The organism is Paenibacillus sp. FSL M8-0228, assembly GCF_038007385.1.
GTDB lineage: Bacteria > Bacillota > Bacilli > Paenibacillales > Paenibacillaceae > Paenibacillus > Paenibacillus polymyxa_D.
Map to the genome: position 1 here is coordinate 5,742,389 of NZ_JBBOXA010000001.1, position 19,156 is coordinate 5,761,544.

Consider the following 19,156-nt stretch of genomic DNA (forward strand, 5'->3'; position numbering starts at 1 on the left):
CCAGTTTCTATTGCTACAGTATATATCAATATCTGTACAAGAGGTGAGATAAAATGAACAAACCAACCTTTTCGACTTACATGGAATTAGTGATCGCCACTTCCATTGTCGGCAGTTCTGTGGTAGTCGGCAAACTGGTCGTGATGCAGCTGCCTGTTTTTTTATCGCAATCTGCCAGTCTGGCTGTTGCCCTTCTGTTCTTGGTACCCATTGTATTCATCAAGAAGTATTCATTAAGGATCAGCAAACGGGATGCCTTAATCCTGTTCATTCAAGCACTGGTCGGCATGTTTCTCTTCCGTGTCCTAATGCTGTACGGGCTGGCCTACGCCTCTGCTTCCGAAAGCGGAATTTTAACTAGCTTAACCCCAGCTATTGTTGTACTTCTTTCGTATGTGCTGCTGAGAGAAAAGATTACGCTCCGCCCCGGACTAGGGATTGCCTGTTCACTGCTCGGTGTTTTGGCACTACAAGTACCTCACATATCGGCGCTCTGGTTCAATGCTCCTAACGCAACCTCGTTCATTGGCCTGCTGCTTGTTCTGTCTGCTGTGTTCGGAGAAGCGGCACTGACAGTGTTACGCAAGATGCTATCCAGCCATGTCTCTTCCCTGCTTGGAACCATGTATATAACACTCTTTTCATTCCTCATGTTCCTGGCTTGTTCCTTTGTGGAGGCCCAACAGTTCAACTTTAACCACGTTGGTGTAGGGGAGATTGGGCTAGTCTTATATTATGGTATCTTTGTCACCGCATTAGGCTACGTATTATGGTTTAGGGGTGTATCAAGAGTACCGGCTAGTACAGCAGCTGTATACACGGGTTGTATTCCCGTCAGCACACTGCTGCTGTCCTATATCATCCTCCGTGAATCCTTCTCATTTGCTCATCTGGCTGGTGCAGGCTTTGTATTTCTCGGCATCATACTTATATCACGCGGTGAACGCCGCTGACTCACGCAAAGACCTTCTCAAAAAAAAGGCTCCCGGCTGAAACTTCGGGAGCCTCTTTTCTTTATTTTAGGTTCTTATCGCATTGAATTAATGCACCTGATCCAGCAATTGATATGCTTCTTCCTTCGTAGTAACTGCCAGAAGCGCCTCTCTGAAATGATCGTCCATCAGCTTACGCGATAACATTTGCAGCACTTTCAGATGCGCATTTTCCTTGCTGTTGCGCGGTACGGCAATCATAAAGATCAGTTTTGCTTCACTTCCGTCTGCACTATTCCAGTCAACACCGCCTTGCTTGATGCCAAATACCACGCTTGGCTTCAGGACAGCTTCCGATTTGCCATGAGGAATGGCAATATTCATACCAATGCCTGTTGATCCTTCTTCCTCTCTGGCTAATATCGCCTGTTTGAAATCACTGGCAGAGCTTACAGCTCCAGTTCTCTCAAGTGCTCCGATCATTTCATCAACCACAGCATCTCGTGTCGTTCCTTCCAGATCCAAATTAATCAGATCCATCGTTACAATATCCGTCAGTTTCTCAATGTGAATGCCTTGCGAAGACACGGCTGGCCCGTTACTTGTGACAGTTGTTGAAACTGATGACTCCGCAACGGCCGTTGTAGTAATCGCAGATTGTCCAGCTCCTGTGGTAGAATGTCCAGGCATCGCTTCCCCAGCAGCATCCGGAGTTACAGTTGCTGCAATATCTTTTTTCAGCAAGCTCACCAGGACAACCGATACGGCTACGCCGACAATAACGGCAATGAAGAACATAAGCACATGGTCCACTGCACCAAGTACAGCTACAATCGGTCCACCGTGAGCTACCTTATCACCTACATTTCCCAACATGGCGATGACAGAACCGACCATGGACCCTACCATAATACTGGGAATAACACGCAGTGGATCTTGCGCCGCGAATGGAATCGCACCTTCGGTAATCCCGAACAACCCCATCGTGAATGTTGCCTTCCCGGCCTCGCGTTCCGCAGGTGCAAATTTACGTTTGTTGATCATCGCTGCAAGTCCCATCCCAATCGGCGGAATACAAATCGCAACGGCGATTGGCCCCATAATTTCATAATTCCCTTCGCCGATCATGGCCGAACCGAATAAGAAAGCAACTTTGTTCACAGGGCCGCCCATATCAAAGGAGATCATCGCACCTAGAATCAATGCTAGTAGAATTGAACTTGTACCTTGCATACCTGCAAGCCAGCCCGTTAAAGCTTCAAACAATTGTGCGACTGGAGCACCAATCACAAAGACAAAGATTAATCCAACAATTAACGATGCCAATACAGGGATAATAATAATAGGCATGATCGGCTGTAACGCTCGCCCAACCTTCATTTTCCGAATACCCAGTGCAACATAACCCGCCAGAAAACCAGCGATAATCCCGCCGATAAATCCGGCCCCCGCCTCACTTCCATAAAAACTGCCGTTCGCAGCAATGAATCCGCCAACCATACCCGGTGCAAGCCCCGGTCTATCCGCAATACTCATTGCGATAAATCCGGCGAGGATCGGTATCATAAAGGTAAACGAAGCTGAGCCGATATCCTGAACCGTCTTCCAAAATGAACCGTCCGGTATAACCAGACCGCCTGGTGTCTTCTCACCGCCAATCGTCAACGCAATAGCAATGAGCAATCCTCCAATGACGATAAAGGGTACCATATAGGATACACCGTTCATCAAGTGTCGGTAGATGGGATTTTGTTTCGGTTTGTTCTCCTGTGAGCTACCCTCGGCAGAACGTGACTCTGCTTGGTACACAGGTACATTCCCCTTCATCACCCGCTGGATCAATTCTTCCGGACGGCGAATGCCATCCTGTACGCCTACGACCAGCAGTTTCTTACCGACGAAACGGTCTTTAACCACCGTTTTATCCGCTGCAATAATAATGCCATCTGCCTCACGGATCTCCTGCTCGGTCAGTTGATTTTCGACTCCAATGGAACCTTGTGTCTCAACTTTCATCTCAATGCCCAGCTTTGCTGCTGCCTTTTGCAGATTCTCAGCTGCCATATACGTATGTGCAATTCCGTTAGGACATGAGGTAATCGCCAATATCTTCATGTTCATTCCCCTTCTCTCTGGTGTTTCCGCTTACATTGATAGTATAAACGCCTATCCTGCTGTTATCGGGCGAACTTTTTACCGGAACTTTCGGAAAAACGGAATTATACCGACAAAAAACAGGACTTATCTATAAGTCCTGCTCCAGAGCACACCTTTTTGATTTTAGTTTATCCCTTCATTCTCCCTAATAATCTCATCGCATCGGTCTCCTTAGATAAGGCATGAACCAAAGCAGGTTGCTCACTGATCAGGGACAATTCCTTGAATAACTGGCGCATCTCTTCCCGCCCATCCTGTTTAACCGCAAGCAAGAACACAAGCTCTACTTTCTCGGTCCCCCAGGTAAGCGGCTGCTTCAAGGTAGCGATTACAATAGAGGACTGCCTTATCCACTCAGAACCGCCATGCGGGATGGCTATGCCTCCCCCAATCGTCGTAGCCGACATTTTTTCTCGCGCCAGTACGCTGTCCACATAACCGGGCTCCACATATCCTTTGTCCTCCAGTATTTGCGCCAGCTTGGAGATCAATTGTTCCGGATGCTGCACTTCCTGCTGGGGAAAGACCAAAAAAGGTGTTGTATATTTAAAAAATACAGATTCGTCTGCCGCCCTATGTTCCGGCTCATCCAGTCGTCGGATCACTTGCTCCAATCGACGCTCGTCCTTGGCATCCAACAAGGGAGAGACGAGAATGTGCGGAATGTTCATCTCTGGGAGATCTACAGTGGTAATGACTAGATCCACCTCCTGGGCTGCCAGATAGTCCTGGACTTCTGCTTTGGAAAGGGTTGTCTCCACATGTACAGCCGGAAATTTACGTTCCACCTTGGTGCGCAGCAGTTGGGACATACCAATGCCCATGTGACACACGATGATGGCTCTCTGGGGATGACTCTCTTTCTGGTGCAATCGCTCCACAGAAGCCTGAAAATGTAGCGTTAAATACGCCGCTTCCTCCTCGGGGAAGGATAACCGGATCCATTTCCCCACCTCTTCCAGCGTAATAATAACTCGGTCGAACATGTAGGGGTACATCTTCTTGATCTCGGCCAGCATAGGATTGGACACGGTCAACCCATATTGAAGACGGTTCAGGGTCGTATATAAATGGACATTCAATCCTTTCAGCAACATTTTGTCCTTGGAAAAGGCAATCATATTCAGCTCGGACATCCGCCGGACTAACTGCTCAATCAACTCAGGCAAAAGCGGGTGGCTATCTGCCAGCTCACCTTGTTTTCCTGTTCTTTCCTCCTGCTGGTAACGGAACTTCCCGCTAAGCAGGTGCAGAGTTAAATACGCTGTCTCTTCCTTGGAAAAAGGCACGGCAAACAACTTTTGCAATTGCTGCAAAAAAGACGTAGCCCATGTAAATTCGCGTCTCTCCTGCAAAAAGGCAATGTCCTGCTTGGAGAGGGAAATGGGTTGTCCCATCTTAGTTCGTTTGACCATTAAAAGGATATGCAGCATTAGAGTTTCGAAAGCTTCGTCAGTAAAGCTGAGCTCATTGCGTTTTTGCAATGCTTTTAATTCATGATTTATGGTTGTAATCTCGTGCGATTCAAACTGTTTGCGCATCAACTGTCCTGTTAACTCAGGACTGTCAATCAGCTGGTTCATCCGCGCCAAAGCGATGCGCTTATTTTTCTCAGAGCCTTGAATGGTTAAGCCTACGCGCTGCTTGGTAATTAAGGCCAGATTAAAGCTGTGCAGCCAGCCATCAATCTTCTCCATATCTCTACGAATTACCGTCTTGTTCACATAATACTGTGAAGCTAGATCCTGGATGGTCACAGGCTTGGCATTCATCAAGAGCCGATAGGCGAGATGCAGTACCCTTTCCTCATCCGACTCATGTTGGGCTGTACTCTCGTCCGCATACAGTCGATGGAACAATTCATTCTGATCTGCTTCACCCATCTCTAGATAAATGCCGCGTCCCGGCCTTCTCACCAGATTGGCATCAGAATGCTTAACGATATAATCTTCAATTACTTTCAGATCGTTGCGGATCGTCTTTTCAGAGCAGTCGGTCAGATCTGCCAAATCCTGCGCTAACCACAACCGGTCCGGTTCAGTTAACAACATGCGTAAAATTTCCATTTGCCTTTTATTCATTCCATTCTCCCATCTTCCAAGTTAAAGAATGTCCAGGGCATTTCGAGCTATATTTTTGCTGGTTTTGTGTTGACTTTAAGTATACTCCAAGTAGTACATTTAAAGCATGGTGGCCGCCAAATTTAAGAATAATGAAAAGAGGAATCACTCATGACCATTGGGAAAACAGTTCTTATTACTGGGGCCAACAAAGGCATCGGGTATGAAACAGCCAGACAATTGGGCGGTATGGGTTTTACAATCCTGATTGGCTCACGGAATGAGCAGAGCGGCCGGGAAGCGGTGGCTAAGTTGGCTAATGAGGGAGTAAAAGCCCGATTGATTTTGTTAGACGTGACGAATCAAAGTACGATTGATTCCGCAGCCCATCAGATCAAGCAAGAATCCGGTTCCCTTGATGTACTCATCAACAATGCCGGCATATCTTTGGGAGGAGCCACTCCTCCAAGTCAGTTTTCTTTGGACGATTTAAGAGAAACGTATGAAACAAACTTTTTCGGTTTGGTCGCCGTGACGCAAGCCATGCTGCCTTTATTGCAAGAATCTCCATGCGGTAGAATCGTTAACTTGTCGAGTGGCCTTGGTTCATTAACCTATAATAGCGATCCTGAACATGAGCATGCCCAATTTAATTTGCTTGCCTACAATAGCAGCAAAGCAGCGGTTAATATGTTCACCGTCACCCTTGCCAAGGAACTCCAAGACTCACCTCTCAAAGTTAATTCGGCTGATCCTGGCTTTACCGCCACTGACTTAAATGGCTTTACAGGACCGGGTTCGGTACAACAAGCTGCTGCTGTCGTTGTTCGTTTAGCCACTTTAAATAATGACGGGCCGTCAGGAGGGTTTTTCGACGCGAATGGAGAAGTTCCTTGGTAATCGTTACAATTAAGGAGTGGGATACTTTGCAGGAAATTCCGGAGACCATAACCTCTATTAGTCAAGCTGCAGAACTAACAGGCTTAACAGAGGATACCATACGCTATTATGAGCGAATTGGCTTGCTGCCTTATGCAGAACGAAGGGCTAACGGACACAGGTTCTACAGTAGAGATCAGATTCTGGGGATTATCTTTCTAACCCGATTAAAAGCCACTGGAATGACCATAGAGGAAATGAAGCATTATCGAGAACTTTCGATGCAAGGCAACAGCACCATTCCGATTAGACACTCCTTACTTGAAAAACATAATCAGAAGATTCAACAAGAAATCTCCAGACTGATGGAGACCCAAAAAATTATTGAATATAAGCTCAGCCATTATCGCGACCTCTCTACCAATCCTGATCTTAGCGACACGAATTGTAACCCTACAACCCCCAGCACCAATCCCCTTTTTTAAGGGGTTTTTTATTGCTTTATCCAAAAAGAAGGTCGATCATGTTGTACAATGATCAACCTTCTTCCTACCCATGCTCCCCCGCTTGATTCACCTCATCTATCATTTCTGAGAACGATTGATATACTCTGATTTGACCAATGCGCACATGTAAAGATCATCATATTTCCCGGACGTAAATTCATATTGGGAGAGGAGCCCTTCCTGCCGAAAGCCTGCTTTTTCGAGCAAACGCAAGGATTGTGCATTCTCTGGCTCTACTAGCGCCTGAATGCGGTTCAATGAGAGGGTATTAAACCCATAGTCGATTACAGCTGCAAGTACCTCCAACATTAACCCTTGGCCCCAATAGTCTCTGGACAATTCATAGCCCATTTCTGCCCGGTGATGACGTTGGTCCCAGTTATGAAACCCGCAAGAACCGATGATTTTACCTTCATTCGTTTGAAGAGCCCAGCGTATTCCCTGATCTGTCTCAAAAATCCGATCATACCCAACTGATCTCATCCAGTACATCCTGTTCAGACTCAAACGGGCTCAGTCCATAAAACTTCATAACCTGCTCATCTGAAAAGTATTCCAACATGTCCTTGCTGTCCGTCGCTACCATTTTTCGTAATACGAGACGTTCGGTCGTTATAACCGGAAACTCACCTTTCACATTCTCACCTCTTGCTGCCTTGTTCGCTTTTGCCAGCTCTTCTTGCATACCCATACCTCCCGAGTCTATCGTTACTTTCTTCTTCCAATTATAGAGTAAATGAGAGGAAGGGATATTTATAATAATTTCTTTGTTTATAGAATGTTTTCCTAAACATGGATTGTAAAATGACCGTTAATATAAGGAGTGTGTTTTTAATTATTAAGAAGAGGTGTATTTTTTGGACGAACAGCACGTACCACACAACCCGCAGGAATCTTCAAGACAGATGTACATTCGGCATGGTCAAAATTATGGGGTAGATCCAAACAGGATGGCGGCGTTATCAAAAACATACGGGAACTCTACTCTGTTTAGACGGTGGGGAGCAACAGTTTTTGATTGCATATTTTTTTATCTTGGGTATATTTGTTTCTTTATTTCTGTCATTCAAATAACGGATAGATGGTTTTGGCCTTTAGCGATTGCATCCCGTTGTATTCTGCTTATTGCTTTCTTCAGCTATTATTTGCTTTTGGAAGGTTACACAGGCTATACGCTGGGTAAGTTCGTCTTTCGTATTAAGGTGGTTAACGGGGAAGGTAAGCCTCCTGGTTTTCTTAAATCACTCATTCGTACGCTGCTCAGGCTAATCGATACCAATCCGTTGCTAATGGGTGGGATACCTGCTGGTATCAGCGTGTTAGTAACTGCATCTAGACAACGAATTGGTGATTTAGCTGCAGGTACATATGTTGTAAAGGTACGGGATTTAGAGCCGATTAGCAAAAAGACAATGAAACGTTCGCTGTTTATATTTTTTACCGCCATGGTGATCTTGGGAGCCTCGTTTGTAAATGCTATTTTTATACTGGCAAATAGTTACGTGCCTCCTGAAGCTCCAGTGAGCAAGAAAGAGCAAAGCTATGTGAGTAAAGATGGACGATTTCAAATCACAGCCCCACTGGACTGGTCAACAGATCCGGACCGTGAAGGAAAAGCAGAGATTGCGATATTTAATCCGTACATTCAAAAGTCCGTTGTGGTACTATCCCACTCGAAAAAGCAATTGGGCAATATAACTCTCCAACAGTATGGTAAGAAAGCTGAAAATAACTTAACCAAAGAGTGGAACCTGTCCAGTGTAGGACCTGTCTCTAATACAACCATTCATGGATATCCTGCCCTTGAGTTCGCGATTAAAGGTAAAAAAGATGTGGATAAATATATCACCCACGTAGCGATTATAGAGACCGAAAAGGATTACTACCAGGTGCTAGGATATGCCCCAGCGTCTAAAGACGGCCGTTTAAAGAAAGAACTGCACGACATTATCTATAGCTTCCGCGAGGTTCGTCATTAGTCAGCGTGGCTGGCAATAAAAAGGATAGACACAAAAAGCAGGTGCTCCTTAGAGCCCTGTTTTTTTGCGTACAACGATTCTTCACATCTATGATAAAATGGACTGACATGCTCGGCGACCTGCCTTATCATATTGTTCAGATGCACAATAAATTGGAAACCCTTTCATAAAGGTAGTACATTAAGGTACACTATATCACGATAGATAAAGGAGGAATCCGGATTTGTTTCAGCTCTCCGAAAAACAAGCCCAAGACATCGTAGACAAAATGATGAAGGATATTCCATACAATATCAATATTATGAATGAACGAGGCATCATCATTGGCAGCGGCGAGAGTGAACGAATCGGAACCATTCACCAAGGAGCTGTTCAGGCGCTCGAAACCGGGAAAATGATTGAAGTGTGGCAGGACGGCCACTATGAGAAAAAGGGAACCAACGAACCGATTGTCATTCATCATGAGTTAGTTGGCGTGATTGGTATTTCAGGCAATCCTGATGAAGTGCGTCCTTTTTGCAATATTGTTAAAACTACAGTATCTCTCCTGATCGAACAGCGCATCTCATTGGAGCATCTGGCCTATGAAGCCAATCGCAAAAAATCTGTGCTGGAAATGTTATTGAATCATCAGGGAGCCTACACGCAAAAAATAAAAAAAGAAGCAGCTCAATATCACATTGATTTGCTTCTAAAAACTTCGGCTGTATATGTAAAGTATCTGCCTGCTGATCCAGCTCATTTAGCCGAGTTGTCCAATATATTCATGCAGCATCCCTCCTTTCGTATGGAGGAAGATTGTTATCTCGTCCTAATACAAAATCAGGAACCGACAGACAAACTGCTAGAGCCACTTGTGCGCAGCCATCCCGATGTGCTGATTACGGTCAGCAGACAAGAGCACAACATTGCGGATGTTTATATGCAAGCCAAGTCAGCTATGAATGTTTTACTGGCTTTGCGCCCGCCTGTGCAAAAAATTTCTTTTGCGGAAGTCGAATTTCTGGTCAAATTGAGTCAAACGAACCTGACGAACACGATCTATCTGGTGAGCAAGCTGGAGGATACCGTGGATTTGCTGGATACGCTGCGAAGCTTTATTAACCATAACGGCAGTGTCTCCTTTACGGCAGATGAATTAAACATTCACCGAAATACGCTGCAATACCGCCTGAAGCGCATCCATACCTTAACTGGTAAAGATCCCCGGAATCTCCTTCAGCTTTTTGAGCTTACGCACGGCTTATTGGCACTGTATCAATGAACAGCTGTTTCACGCCCCTGACCATACGCCAGAAATATCATGTATCCGCTCGCCGCACTCCCAATTTCTCAGTCAATCCGGCTTTAGCTAAGCTCGGGATTACAGGCGAGCGCTCGTATTATTCGGTTCACTTCTCGCTGAATTGAAGTACTCTTGCGATATTCTCGCACGTACGCTCTACGTTTTGCGGCCCTTCGGCCAGCAGCTTACCGAGCTCCGAGGCTCCCGGTACGATGCCGAACACCGCATCTATTCCTTCCTTGTACAACGTGTCGATCCCTTCCCCGATATAACCTGCAACCGCAATAACCTTTTTGCCAGACTGTTTGGCCGCCTGAGCTACTCCATAAGGAGTTTTACCGAATTTAGTCTGAAAATCAATACCGCCTTCCCCCGTCAAAACGATATCGGCCGTGGCGAGCTTTTGTTTTAAACCGGTGTATTCAATCACAATTTCAATGCCTTTTTGCAGCGCCGCTTGAGTGAAAATCAATAAGCCCGCACCCAATCCACCTGCTGCGCCTGCGCCTGGGAGATCGCGCACATCCTTGCCTAGTTGCTGCTTCACCACATCGGCATAATGGGCAAGATTGGCATCCAATTGCTGCACCATCTCCGGGGTTGCCCCTTTTTGTGGCCCGAATACTTGAGAGGCCCCATGCTCTCCGCACAGCGGATTTGTCACATCACAGGCTACAATCAGTTGTACCTGCTGCAACCGGTCATCCAGTGATGAAATATCGACACTGGCCAGCTCGCCCAGACTACCGCCACCGCGCGGAAGAGTATTGCCTGTTGCATCCAGAAATCTGGCGCCCAGTGCTTCCGCCATTCCTGTACCGCCATCATTCGTCGCGCTTCCGCCAATGCCGATGATAATTTTTCGAATTCCCTGGTTCAGACATTCACGGATTAACTCCCCTGTACCGTAGGTGGTTGTCTTTAACGGGTTCTTGTTATCCTTGTTAACCAGATGGATTCCACTGGCGGATGCCATCTCGATTGCCGCCGTGGTGCCGTCTCCCAGCAAGCCGTATGCAGCAGTTACAGGTTCTCCAAGTGGTCCTGTCACCTCAATATAACGAACCTGTCCGCCTGTCGCATCCACCAGTGACTGCACCGTTCCTTCACCGCCGTCCGCCATCGGTACGTGGACGTAATTCGCTGCTGGATAGACCTTGCGCAGTCCTTTCTCCATCGCGATACACACTTCTTTAGCCGTCATGCTTTCTTTAAAAGAATCTGGTGCCAGCACAAATGTTTTCTCTCTCATCTTCTCACCCCATTGTAAATATTAAAGTAAAAATCCATACATGAGTGTCGCTACAATTGCCATCGTCCCACCCACAATAGCTTCGTAAGGAATCAATCCCATCCGTTGTTTAATGCTCATTTTCATGCTGTCTGCCGTGACGTGAAAATAGTTGCCCTGCGGCAAGGAATCAATGACTGTAGCTCCTGTATGCACCATCACAGCTGCGGCGAGCGGGGCCGTTCCCATGTTCAGAATGGCTTCCCCAAACGAGCCTGTCGCCAAAATAACTCCCGTCGAGGTGGACGCCGTGGCGGCTGCCATCAGAATACCTGCAAGCGGTGCCAAAAATGTACCGGAAACTCCCGAAGCTTCAATCAGGCCAACCACCTGTGCAGACAAGTTGGAGGCAGAGATCAGACCGGCAATCCCGCCTGCACCGATCAAAATCAGCACAGTCGCTGTCATTTTATTTAAACCGGAGGCCGAATACTTCAGGATATTGCGCCCTTGTCCCATGGCCAGCATACCCACAATCCCGGCGATCGGCAAAATGTACATCGCATCCACCTTGAAACTCGAAAGTGCTTCAATGCCGGAGATGGAACCAATCGGGTTAATCATCAGCAAAATAACAGCTACCAGCGGGGCTACAATCGCCCGTCCCAACGCTGGATATTTCGATGTATCGACATCACTGTCCATAATATCCTGGTCGGACACCTTCACACCTTTGGTTTTCAACATAGATGCCACCAATACAGTCATGATTAAACCGCATATCGCAGGAACCACGCCCGCCAACATCACGTGGCTTAAATCCAGATTAAATCCGCGCGCCGCCGCAATCGTATTAGGATTGGGAGAGATGATGTTCCCCGCTTTTCCGCCTCCAGACAAAGCCAACAGGAGCGCCAGCTTGGAAATCCCCATTTTGTTACCGACCGACAATGCAATAGGTGCCACAATCAGCACGGCAACGGGAATAAATACACCTACCGCCGTAATAATCATCGTCGCTAAGGCTAGTGCGAGTATCGCTTTACTACCGCCAAATTTCTTTACAATAGCCTGCGCAATCGTCTCCGCCGCCCCGGATTCCATCATTACGCCTGCCAATACACCTGCGGCAAGCACACGAATGACCGTCCCCATCACACTTTGCGTACCGCTTATTAACACGCTGATCGTCTGCTCCAGATTGGCTCCGCCCAATAAAGCGCCTACAATAGCTCCCAAAAATAAAGCATAAACCGGATTCAGCTTTCTTAATATCAGAATAATTGCAATAGCCAGCCCTGCCAGAGCCCCTATCCAACTGATCGTCAATCCTTCCATCTGTCTAACCCCCCGGGCAATTTTTGATTACGCTTTCATTATATCGATTGCTGTATGTGAAAAATATTGAAGAACAGACGAAATTGATTGTGCATTTGCACAAAAAAGTCCGAACAGGCTTACAAAACAAATTTAATGAATACGCTTGCAAATTTAAAATTTAAGATTATAATACCTGTATACAAGTATACTTGATTAATTGAGAAGGTGAAATGATGGTCGAATCAGAATTCCTATATCCCTCCAAATGGCTTTTAAAAGCCTCAGCTGGTGATCGCGTAACTTCCGAGCTTAGAATGCGCATTATTTCTGGCGGGATTGAAAGCGGTACCATATTATCTGAAAATAAACTAGCTGCTGATTTCACTGTAAGTCGCTCACCCATTCGTGAAGCGTTAAAAATACTGGCATCCGAAAATATCATTCGATTAGAAAGAATGGGAGCCGTTGTTATTGGTTTATCAGAAAAAGAAATAGAAGAAATTTATGATGTCCGTCTGCTCATAGAATCCTTCGTATTTGAACGTCTTGTAAAGATGGACACTGATGATTTGGCGAAGGAACTTAGTAAAATACTCGAAATGATGAAAGTCGCCATTAAATATGGTGATGCTGATGAGTTTTCATATCAAGATGTCTTATTCCATGAAACGATTATTCGTGCAGTCAATCATTCTCATATTCTGATGATTTGGAATAATCTAAAGCCTGTTATGGAAAGTCTCATTCTTTTGTCGATGCGTATGCGTTTCAAAGAAAAGTATGAAGATTTTACACGGATTATAAACAATCACGAACTTTATATTGAAGCAATCAAAGCAAAAGATAGAGACCTCATGATCAAGTCTTTACATGAAAACTTTGATGATGTTCAAGGTAAAGTAGAAGACCTATGGATGTCACAACAAATGCTATCTAAAGGAGTCGTGCAACCAAATGACTAACTATATGTTGGGTGTAGATATCGGGACCACAAGTACGAAAGCCGTTCTATTTAGCGAAAAGGGCGAAGTCATCCAACAAGAGAATATTGGATACCCGCTTTATACACCGGACATAGCGACAGCTGAACAAAATCCAGAAGAGATATTTCAGGCTGTCCTACAGGCCATTTCGAATATCATGAAATATCACTCACAAAAAAAGCTATCGTTTGTTTCATTTAGCAGTGCCATGCATAGTGTCATTGCGATGGATGAACATGACCGCCCGCTTACGTCTTGTATTACTTGGGCAGATAATCGAAGTGAAGCATGGGCACATAAAATAAAAGATGAGCTGATTGGCCATGAAGTCTATAAACGAACAGGAACACCCATTCACCCCATGTCACCCTTAACAAAAATAGCTTGGATTGTGAATGATCTTTCTGAAACCGCTGTCAAGGTTAAAAAGTATATCGGAATTAAAGAATATATTTTCAAAAAGTTCTTTGATCAATATGTAGTGGATTATTCCCTAGCTTCTGCCATGGGCATGATGAATCTAGAAAAATTAGATTGGGATGAAGAAGCATTAAAAATTGCGGGTATAACCCCTTCTCAATTATCTGAGCTCGTGCCAACAACCCAGATATTTACCAACTGTGATTCAGATTTAGCAAAAAAGATGGGGATCGATCCACAAACATCGTTTGTTATTGGAGCTAGCGATGGAGTCCTTTCTAATCTAGGTGTAAATGCGATACGAAAAGGCGAGGTTGCCGTCACAATTGGGACAAGCGGTGCCATTCGAACCATTATAGACAAGCCTCAAACAGACGAAAAGGGAAGAATATTTTGTTATGCCTTAACAGAAAAGCACTGGGTTATTGGGGGGCCGGTGAACAATGGCGGGATGGTCCTTCGCTGGATCCGTGACGAACTTGCCTCATCAGAAGTAGAAACAGCGAAAAGACTAGGAATTGATCCATATGATGTACTAACCAAGATTGCTGAACGTGTAAGACCAGGATCTGACGGATTGTTATTTCATCCATACCTGGCTGGTGAACGTGCGCCTTTATGGAATCCAGACGTACGTGGCTCATTCTTCGGTTTGACGATGTCACATAAGAAAGAACATATGATTCGCGCAGCCCTAGAAGGAGTCATTTACAATTTGTACACCGTATTTTTGGCATTAACTGAATGCATGGACGGTCCTGTGACCCGAATTCAAGCTACTGGAGGCTTCGCGAGGTCAGATGTTTGGCGGCAAATGATGTCCGATATATTCGCATCTGAAGTCGTCGTTCCAGAAAGCTACGAAAGTTCTTGTCTAGGAGCTTGTATTTTAGGCTTGTATGCCACCGGAAAAATCCAGTCCTTTGAAGTCGTCTCTGAAATGGTTGGCAGTACCAACAAACATACACCAAAAGAAGAAGCAACCAAGGAATACAGGAAATTGCTGCCGATTTTCATTAACCTATCCAGAGTATTAGAAGACGATTATACACGGATTTCCAATTATCAAAGAAGCTTAATTAAACACTAAAAAGATAAAAAGCAGGGGGTAATTACAATGCCATTAGTTATCGTAGCGATTGGAATTTTAGCATTACTCGTTTTAATCATGGGCTTCAAATTGAACACCTTTATTTCATTAATCATTGTATCGTTCGGCGTCGCTTTAGCACTTGGAATGCCTTTAGAAGAAATTGTTAAAACCATCGAAGCCGGATTAGGCGGAACCCTTGGTCACTTAGCGTTAATCTTTGGACTTGGAGCGATGTTAGGTAAGTTGATCGCTGATTCTGGTGGTGCTCAACGAATTGCCATGACCCTCGTAGACAAATTTGGTGAAAAAAATATTCAATGGGCGGTCGTAGCTGCTTCATTCATTATCGGTGTGGCGCTATTTTTTGAGGTAGGATTAGTATTGTTAATTCCAATCGTATTTGCCATTTCAAAACAATTAAAGGTTTCTATCTTACATCTCGGTATTCCGATGATTGCAGCTTTATCCGTAACACACGGTTTCTTACCTCCACACCCAGGGCCGACAGTTATTGCCCGTGAATATGGCGCGAACCTTGGTGAGGTTTTACTTTACGGTTTCATTATTGCCATTCCAACCGTTATCTTAGCTGGACCTGTATTTACGAAGCTTGCCAAAAAACTCGTACCTGCATCATTTACGAAAACTGGTAATATTGCCTCTTTAGGTGAACAAAAAGTATTTAAGTCCGAGGAAACTCCTGGATTTGGAATCAGTGTATTTACTGCAATGCTTCCTGTCATTTTAATGTCTATTGCTACGATTATAACTTTGCTTCAAAAAACAATGGGATTTGAAGATAATAGTTTACTAGCAGCGATCCGTTTTATTGGTGATGCATCAACTTCCATGTTAATTTCCTTACTGGTAGCTGTCTACACCATGGGAATAGCAAGAAAAATCCCAATCAAAAATGTAATGGCATCTTGTACAACGGCTATTACTCATATTGGGATGATGCTCTTAATCATTGGGGGCGGCGGAGCCTTCAAACAAGTACTGATTAATGGCGGCGTAGGCGACTATGTAGCTGAATTATTCAATGGAACTACATTATCACCCATTTTACTTGCCTGGATCATCGCTGCAATCTTACGTATTTCCTTAGGTTCTGCAACTGTTGCAGCTTTAACAACCGCTGGTTTAGTTATACCGATGTTAGGACAATCCGACGTTAATCTTGCTTTAGTTGTGCTCGCCACGGGAGCGGGTAGTTTAATAGCTTCACATGTTAACGATGCTGGTTTCTGGATGTTTAAAGAGTATTTTGGTTTAAGCATGAAAGAAACATTTGCAACATGGACATTGCTTGAGACCATCATTTCGGTAGCCGGATTAGGATTTATTTTAGTACTAAGTTTATTCGTATAAACCACGATTCCCGGGCGGTAGATCCCCCACTTATTTTTCTTAGAATCTTCTAAGTTTATAAGTGAGGATCTACGGCCTATTCATTTCAAACAAAAGGAGCAGAAAAAATGTCCAACACAATGGGTGTCATTGGTTTAGGGGTAATGGGCCGTAATATCGCCTTAAACATGGCTGGTAAAGGCGAGCAAGTCGCTGTCTATAATTATACGAGGGATTTAACGGACGATCTTGTCAAAAAAAGTGAAGGTCACTCCATCCATCCCTACTACGAAATTCAAGATTTTGTCTGCTCCTTAAAAACTCCAAGGAAAATTTTCCTTATGGTAACAGCGGGCAAACCGGTTGATTCGGTAATAGGTACATTAGTACCCTTCCTTGAAGCAGGCGATGTGATCATGGACGGTGGTAACTCCCATTACAAAGATACGGAACGTAGATATGATGAATTGAAGTCAAAAGGAATCGGTTATTTAGGAATCGGTATTTCCGGCGGCGAAGTTGGGGCTTTACATGGACCTTCGATCATGCCTGGTGGAGATAAAGACGTATATGAAAAAGCATCTCCTATTCTAACAAAAATAGCAGCCCAAGTAGACGGAGACCCTTGCTGTGTTTATATGGGTCCAAAAGGATCCGGTCACTTTGTAAAAATGGTACATAACGGAATTGAGTACGCAGATATGCAATTAATCGCAGAAGTCTATACATTTTTAAGAAAGAGGCTATGTTTATCTGTTAATGAAATTGCCGACATCTTTGAAACATGGAATCAAGGGGAACTGAAAAGTTATTTAATCGAAATTACCGCAGAGATTTTACGAAAAAAAGATGAAATAACAGGCTTACCTCTGATCGATGTGATTCTGGATAAAACAGGGCAAAAGGGTACAGGTAAATGGACAAGTATTCAAGCAATTGATCATGGAATCCCATCATCCATTATTACAGAGTCATTGTTTGCCCGTTACATCTCCTCTTTAAAAGAAGAACGAGTTTATGCAGGAAATATCCTGACAGGCCCAGAGATTGATCAGCGAAGTTTAGATAAAGCTGTGTGGATTGAGTACATTAGACAAGCTTTTTATATGGGTAAAATTTGTGCCTACGCGCAAGGATTTATACAATATAAAATGACTTCTGAGCTTTACGGATGGAATTTACCTTTACAGGATATTGCCCTTATTTTCCGTGGTGGTTGCATCATTCGTGCAGAATTCTTAAACGTAATAAGCGAAACATATCAAGAACAACCGAATTTGGCTAATCTATTAATCGCCCCGTATTTTGCTGAAAAAGTTAAAGAATATCAATTGGGATTGCGAAAAGTAGTCTGTGAGGGTATTAATTCTGCTATTTCGTTTCCATGTTTAAGTGCTTCACTTACTTATTTCGATAGTTACCGGACAGGCATTTCAAATGCTAACCTTTTGCAAGCACAAAGGGATTATTTTGGTGCCCATACTTATGAACGAAGTGATGCAGCAGGGTCCTTTCATACAAACTGGCAGTGATCGATAGTGGTAGTAAATCTCCAGTGCCCTAATGAAGTGGTTCCTTCCCTTCATTAGGGCACTCCTCGTTTAAGCTAAATAAAAAGAAGCCTTGGGCGTATAACATTTCAGCCAAGACTTCTTCAAATAAACATCTACCCAGCCCAGACATTTGGCAAAAGTTTGCATCTGTTGGGGTTTAGGTGCCACCCATAGCTTATCTTTGCAGATATTGTCTCAGCCATTGGAGCGCGGGACGTTCCGTGCCGTTAGAGTTCAGCAGATGTGTGTTCGGCTTCCAAGTTTGCCCCTGGATATATCCCCAGAGCGTAACTCCCTTCACTGAGGAATGTTGCCAGAGTACCGGAAACTTCTCCTTGTATCTGGCAAGCTGGGTGTTGTCGTCGCCAGTTATATCCAGTTCCGACACATAGATTGGCAATCCTGTTGCCGACAGCTTGTTCAGTACAGTGTTCATCGTGTTAACTGAAACAGTGTCCATGCTAAACTGGTGGCATTGGATACCAATTCCGTCAATCAGGCCTCTACTCTTGAGCTGATTAATAATATTGACATATTGGTCGGTTAACGAAGGATCATTGATAATTCCATATTCATTGATCAGCAGCTTGGCATTGGGGAAGGCTTGTCTTGCCTGTTGGAACGACCATATGACCCAATCCCATCCGGTCGACCCGTCACCACCAATGGCATTGCGATAGGACGGCTTCTGATGAAGCGGCTCATTCACCACATCTACAAACTCCGCATTCGGATAGCGTTGACCTGCTGCTTTAATCCACTGAGTCACTTCCGCTTTCTGATCAGCAGCCGACAGCCCCCTAACCCAACCTGGCTCCTGGGCACCCCATACCAACGTATGGAACTTGAACGGGAAGCCATTGCTACGGGCATAATTGTAGGCGGTATCGGCCTGTGACCAGTTCATGTTGTTACGGTTTCCTTCAACCGATTCCCACTTAGTCGAGTTCTCCGGCGTCACTTGATTCCAGTATTTCCCGTAACTAGGAGGGACACTGCCCGCAATGACATTCCCGAGGAATTTGCCACCGTTCGCCATACTGGCACTAGCCGGGTTTATCAGAACTGATGATAACAACACACCCGCCAACGCCAAGCTGCTTACCAACTTGCCCACTTTAAATTTCGACATACAATCTCCTCCTCATACGTATAGTTTTTTAATATTCCCACTCTAAAATAAATCGCTTACATTTCCAATTATAAGAATGTAAGGTTACTATCTGCTACATATAAAAGTAAAGATTTTACCCGAAAAACTTTACATCATTGCGGGGCGACTGAAAACCTGATGCTCCTTTATCCCAAACAACTCCGAAATGACAAAAAAGGTTGATGCAAAAAGTGATATGCTCCCCTTACAGCAGCAAGTTTTAACCTGCCTACTTTTTTGGGAACATATCACTTT

14 protein-coding genes and 1 pseudogene are annotated in these 19,156 nt (G+C 44.6%); 9 read left to right on the forward strand and 6 right to left on the reverse strand.

Going from position 1 to position 19,156, the window contains the following annotated elements:
- Positions 1–53 precede the first annotated feature (53 nt).
- On the forward strand, positions 54–953 hold the full coding sequence (locus MKY98_RS26015) for a DMT family transporter (RefSeq protein WP_069012306.1): 900 nt from the start codon (positions 54–56) through the stop codon (positions 951–953).
- Between the two features lie 87 nt (positions 954–1,040).
- Here the strand turns inward: MKY98_RS26015 and MKY98_RS26020 are convergent, their stop codons facing one another.
- Positions 1,041–3,047, reverse strand: coding sequence for a PTS fructose transporter subunit IIABC (locus MKY98_RS26020; protein ID WP_069012307.1), 2,007 nt, complete (start codon positions 3,045–3,047; stop codon positions 1,041–1,043).
- Positions 3,048–3,217: 170 nt separating this feature from the next.
- Positions 3,218–5,170 (reverse strand): BglG family transcription antiterminator, encoded by a 1,953-nt coding sequence (locus tag MKY98_RS26025; protein WP_341011396.1) that lies wholly within the window; start codon positions 5,168–5,170, stop codon positions 3,218–3,220.
- A 150-nt stretch (positions 5,171–5,320) separates the two neighbouring features.
- On the opposite strand from MKY98_RS26025, the gene MKY98_RS26030 reads away from it, so the two are divergent.
- Together MKY98_RS26030 and MKY98_RS26035 are read left to right on the forward strand one after the other, a co-directional pair.
- Positions 5,321–6,049, forward strand: coding sequence for an SDR family oxidoreductase (locus tag MKY98_RS26030; protein WP_069012309.1), 729 nt, complete (start codon positions 5,321–5,323; stop codon positions 6,047–6,049).
- A complete protein-coding gene (locus tag MKY98_RS26035; protein ID WP_238437914.1) occupies positions 6,043–6,513 on the forward strand; it encodes a MerR family transcriptional regulator in 471 nt (156 codons plus the stop codon). The genes MKY98_RS26030 and MKY98_RS26035 overlap by 7 nt, the downstream gene beginning before the upstream one ends.
- A 99-nt stretch (positions 6,514–6,612) precedes the next feature.
- Here the strand turns inward: MKY98_RS26035 and MKY98_RS26040 are convergent.
- Positions 6,613–7,171 (reverse strand): annotated as a pseudogene (locus MKY98_RS26040) (GNAT family N-acetyltransferase).
- Between the two features lie 211 nt (positions 7,172–7,382).
- Between MKY98_RS26040 and MKY98_RS26045 the strand changes: the two are divergent.
- Together MKY98_RS26045 and MKY98_RS26050 are read left to right on the forward strand one after the other, a co-directional pair.
- Positions 7,383–8,513 carry an RDD family protein gene (locus MKY98_RS26045; protein WP_256026111.1) on the forward strand — a complete coding sequence of 377 codons (1,131 nt, stop codon included), beginning with the start codon at positions 7,383–7,385 and terminating at the stop codon, positions 8,511–8,513.
- A 223-nt stretch (positions 8,514–8,736) separates the two neighbouring features.
- A complete protein-coding gene (locus MKY98_RS26050; protein ID WP_029518873.1) occupies positions 8,737–9,777 on the forward strand; it encodes a CdaR family transcriptional regulator in 1,041 nt (346 codons plus the stop codon).
- Positions 9,778–9,904: 127 nt separating this feature from the next.
- Here the strand turns inward: MKY98_RS26050 and MKY98_RS26055 are convergent, their stop codons facing one another.
- Both MKY98_RS26055 and MKY98_RS26060 read right to left on the reverse strand, forming a co-directional pair.
- On the reverse strand, positions 9,905–11,050 hold the full coding sequence (locus tag MKY98_RS26055; RefSeq protein WP_069012311.1) for a glycerate kinase: 1,146 nt from the start codon (positions 11,048–11,050) through the stop codon (positions 9,905–9,907).
- A 21-nt stretch (positions 11,051–11,071) separates the two neighbouring features.
- Positions 11,072–12,367, reverse strand: coding sequence for a GntP family permease (locus MKY98_RS26060; RefSeq protein ID WP_025719225.1), 1,296 nt, complete (start codon positions 12,365–12,367; stop codon positions 11,072–11,074).
- 212 nt (positions 12,368–12,579) lie between these two features.
- On the opposite strand from MKY98_RS26060, the gene MKY98_RS26065 reads away from it, so the two are divergent.
- From MKY98_RS26065 to gnd, 4 genes are all read left to right on the forward strand, one after another.
- On the forward strand, positions 12,580–13,311 hold the full coding sequence (locus MKY98_RS26065) for a GntR family transcriptional regulator (protein WP_029518875.1): 732 nt from the start codon (positions 12,580–12,582) through the stop codon (positions 13,309–13,311).
- A complete protein-coding gene (gntK, locus tag MKY98_RS26070; protein WP_208332565.1) occupies positions 13,304–14,842 on the forward strand; it encodes a gluconokinase in 1,539 nt (512 codons plus the stop codon). The genes MKY98_RS26065 and gntK overlap by 8 nt, the downstream gene beginning before the upstream one ends.
- Positions 14,843–14,869: 27 nt before the next feature.
- Positions 14,870–16,216 (forward strand): GntP family permease, encoded by a 1,347-nt coding sequence (locus MKY98_RS26075; protein WP_029518877.1) that lies wholly within the window; start codon positions 14,870–14,872, stop codon positions 16,214–16,216.
- 107 nt (positions 16,217–16,323) lie between these two features.
- The gene (gnd, locus tag MKY98_RS26080; protein WP_069012313.1) at positions 16,324–17,727 is read left to right on the forward strand and encodes a decarboxylating NADP(+)-dependent phosphogluconate dehydrogenase; all 1,404 of its coding nucleotides are present in this window, start codon (positions 16,324–16,326) and stop codon (positions 17,725–17,727) included.
- A gap of 196 nt (positions 17,728–17,923) precedes the next feature.
- Here the strand turns inward: gnd and MKY98_RS26085 are convergent, their stop codons facing one another.
- On the reverse strand, positions 17,924–18,880 hold the full coding sequence (locus MKY98_RS26085) for an endo-1,4-beta-xylanase (protein ID WP_069012314.1): 957 nt from the start codon (positions 18,878–18,880) through the stop codon (positions 17,924–17,926).
- Between the last annotated feature and the right edge of the window lie 276 nt (positions 18,881–19,156).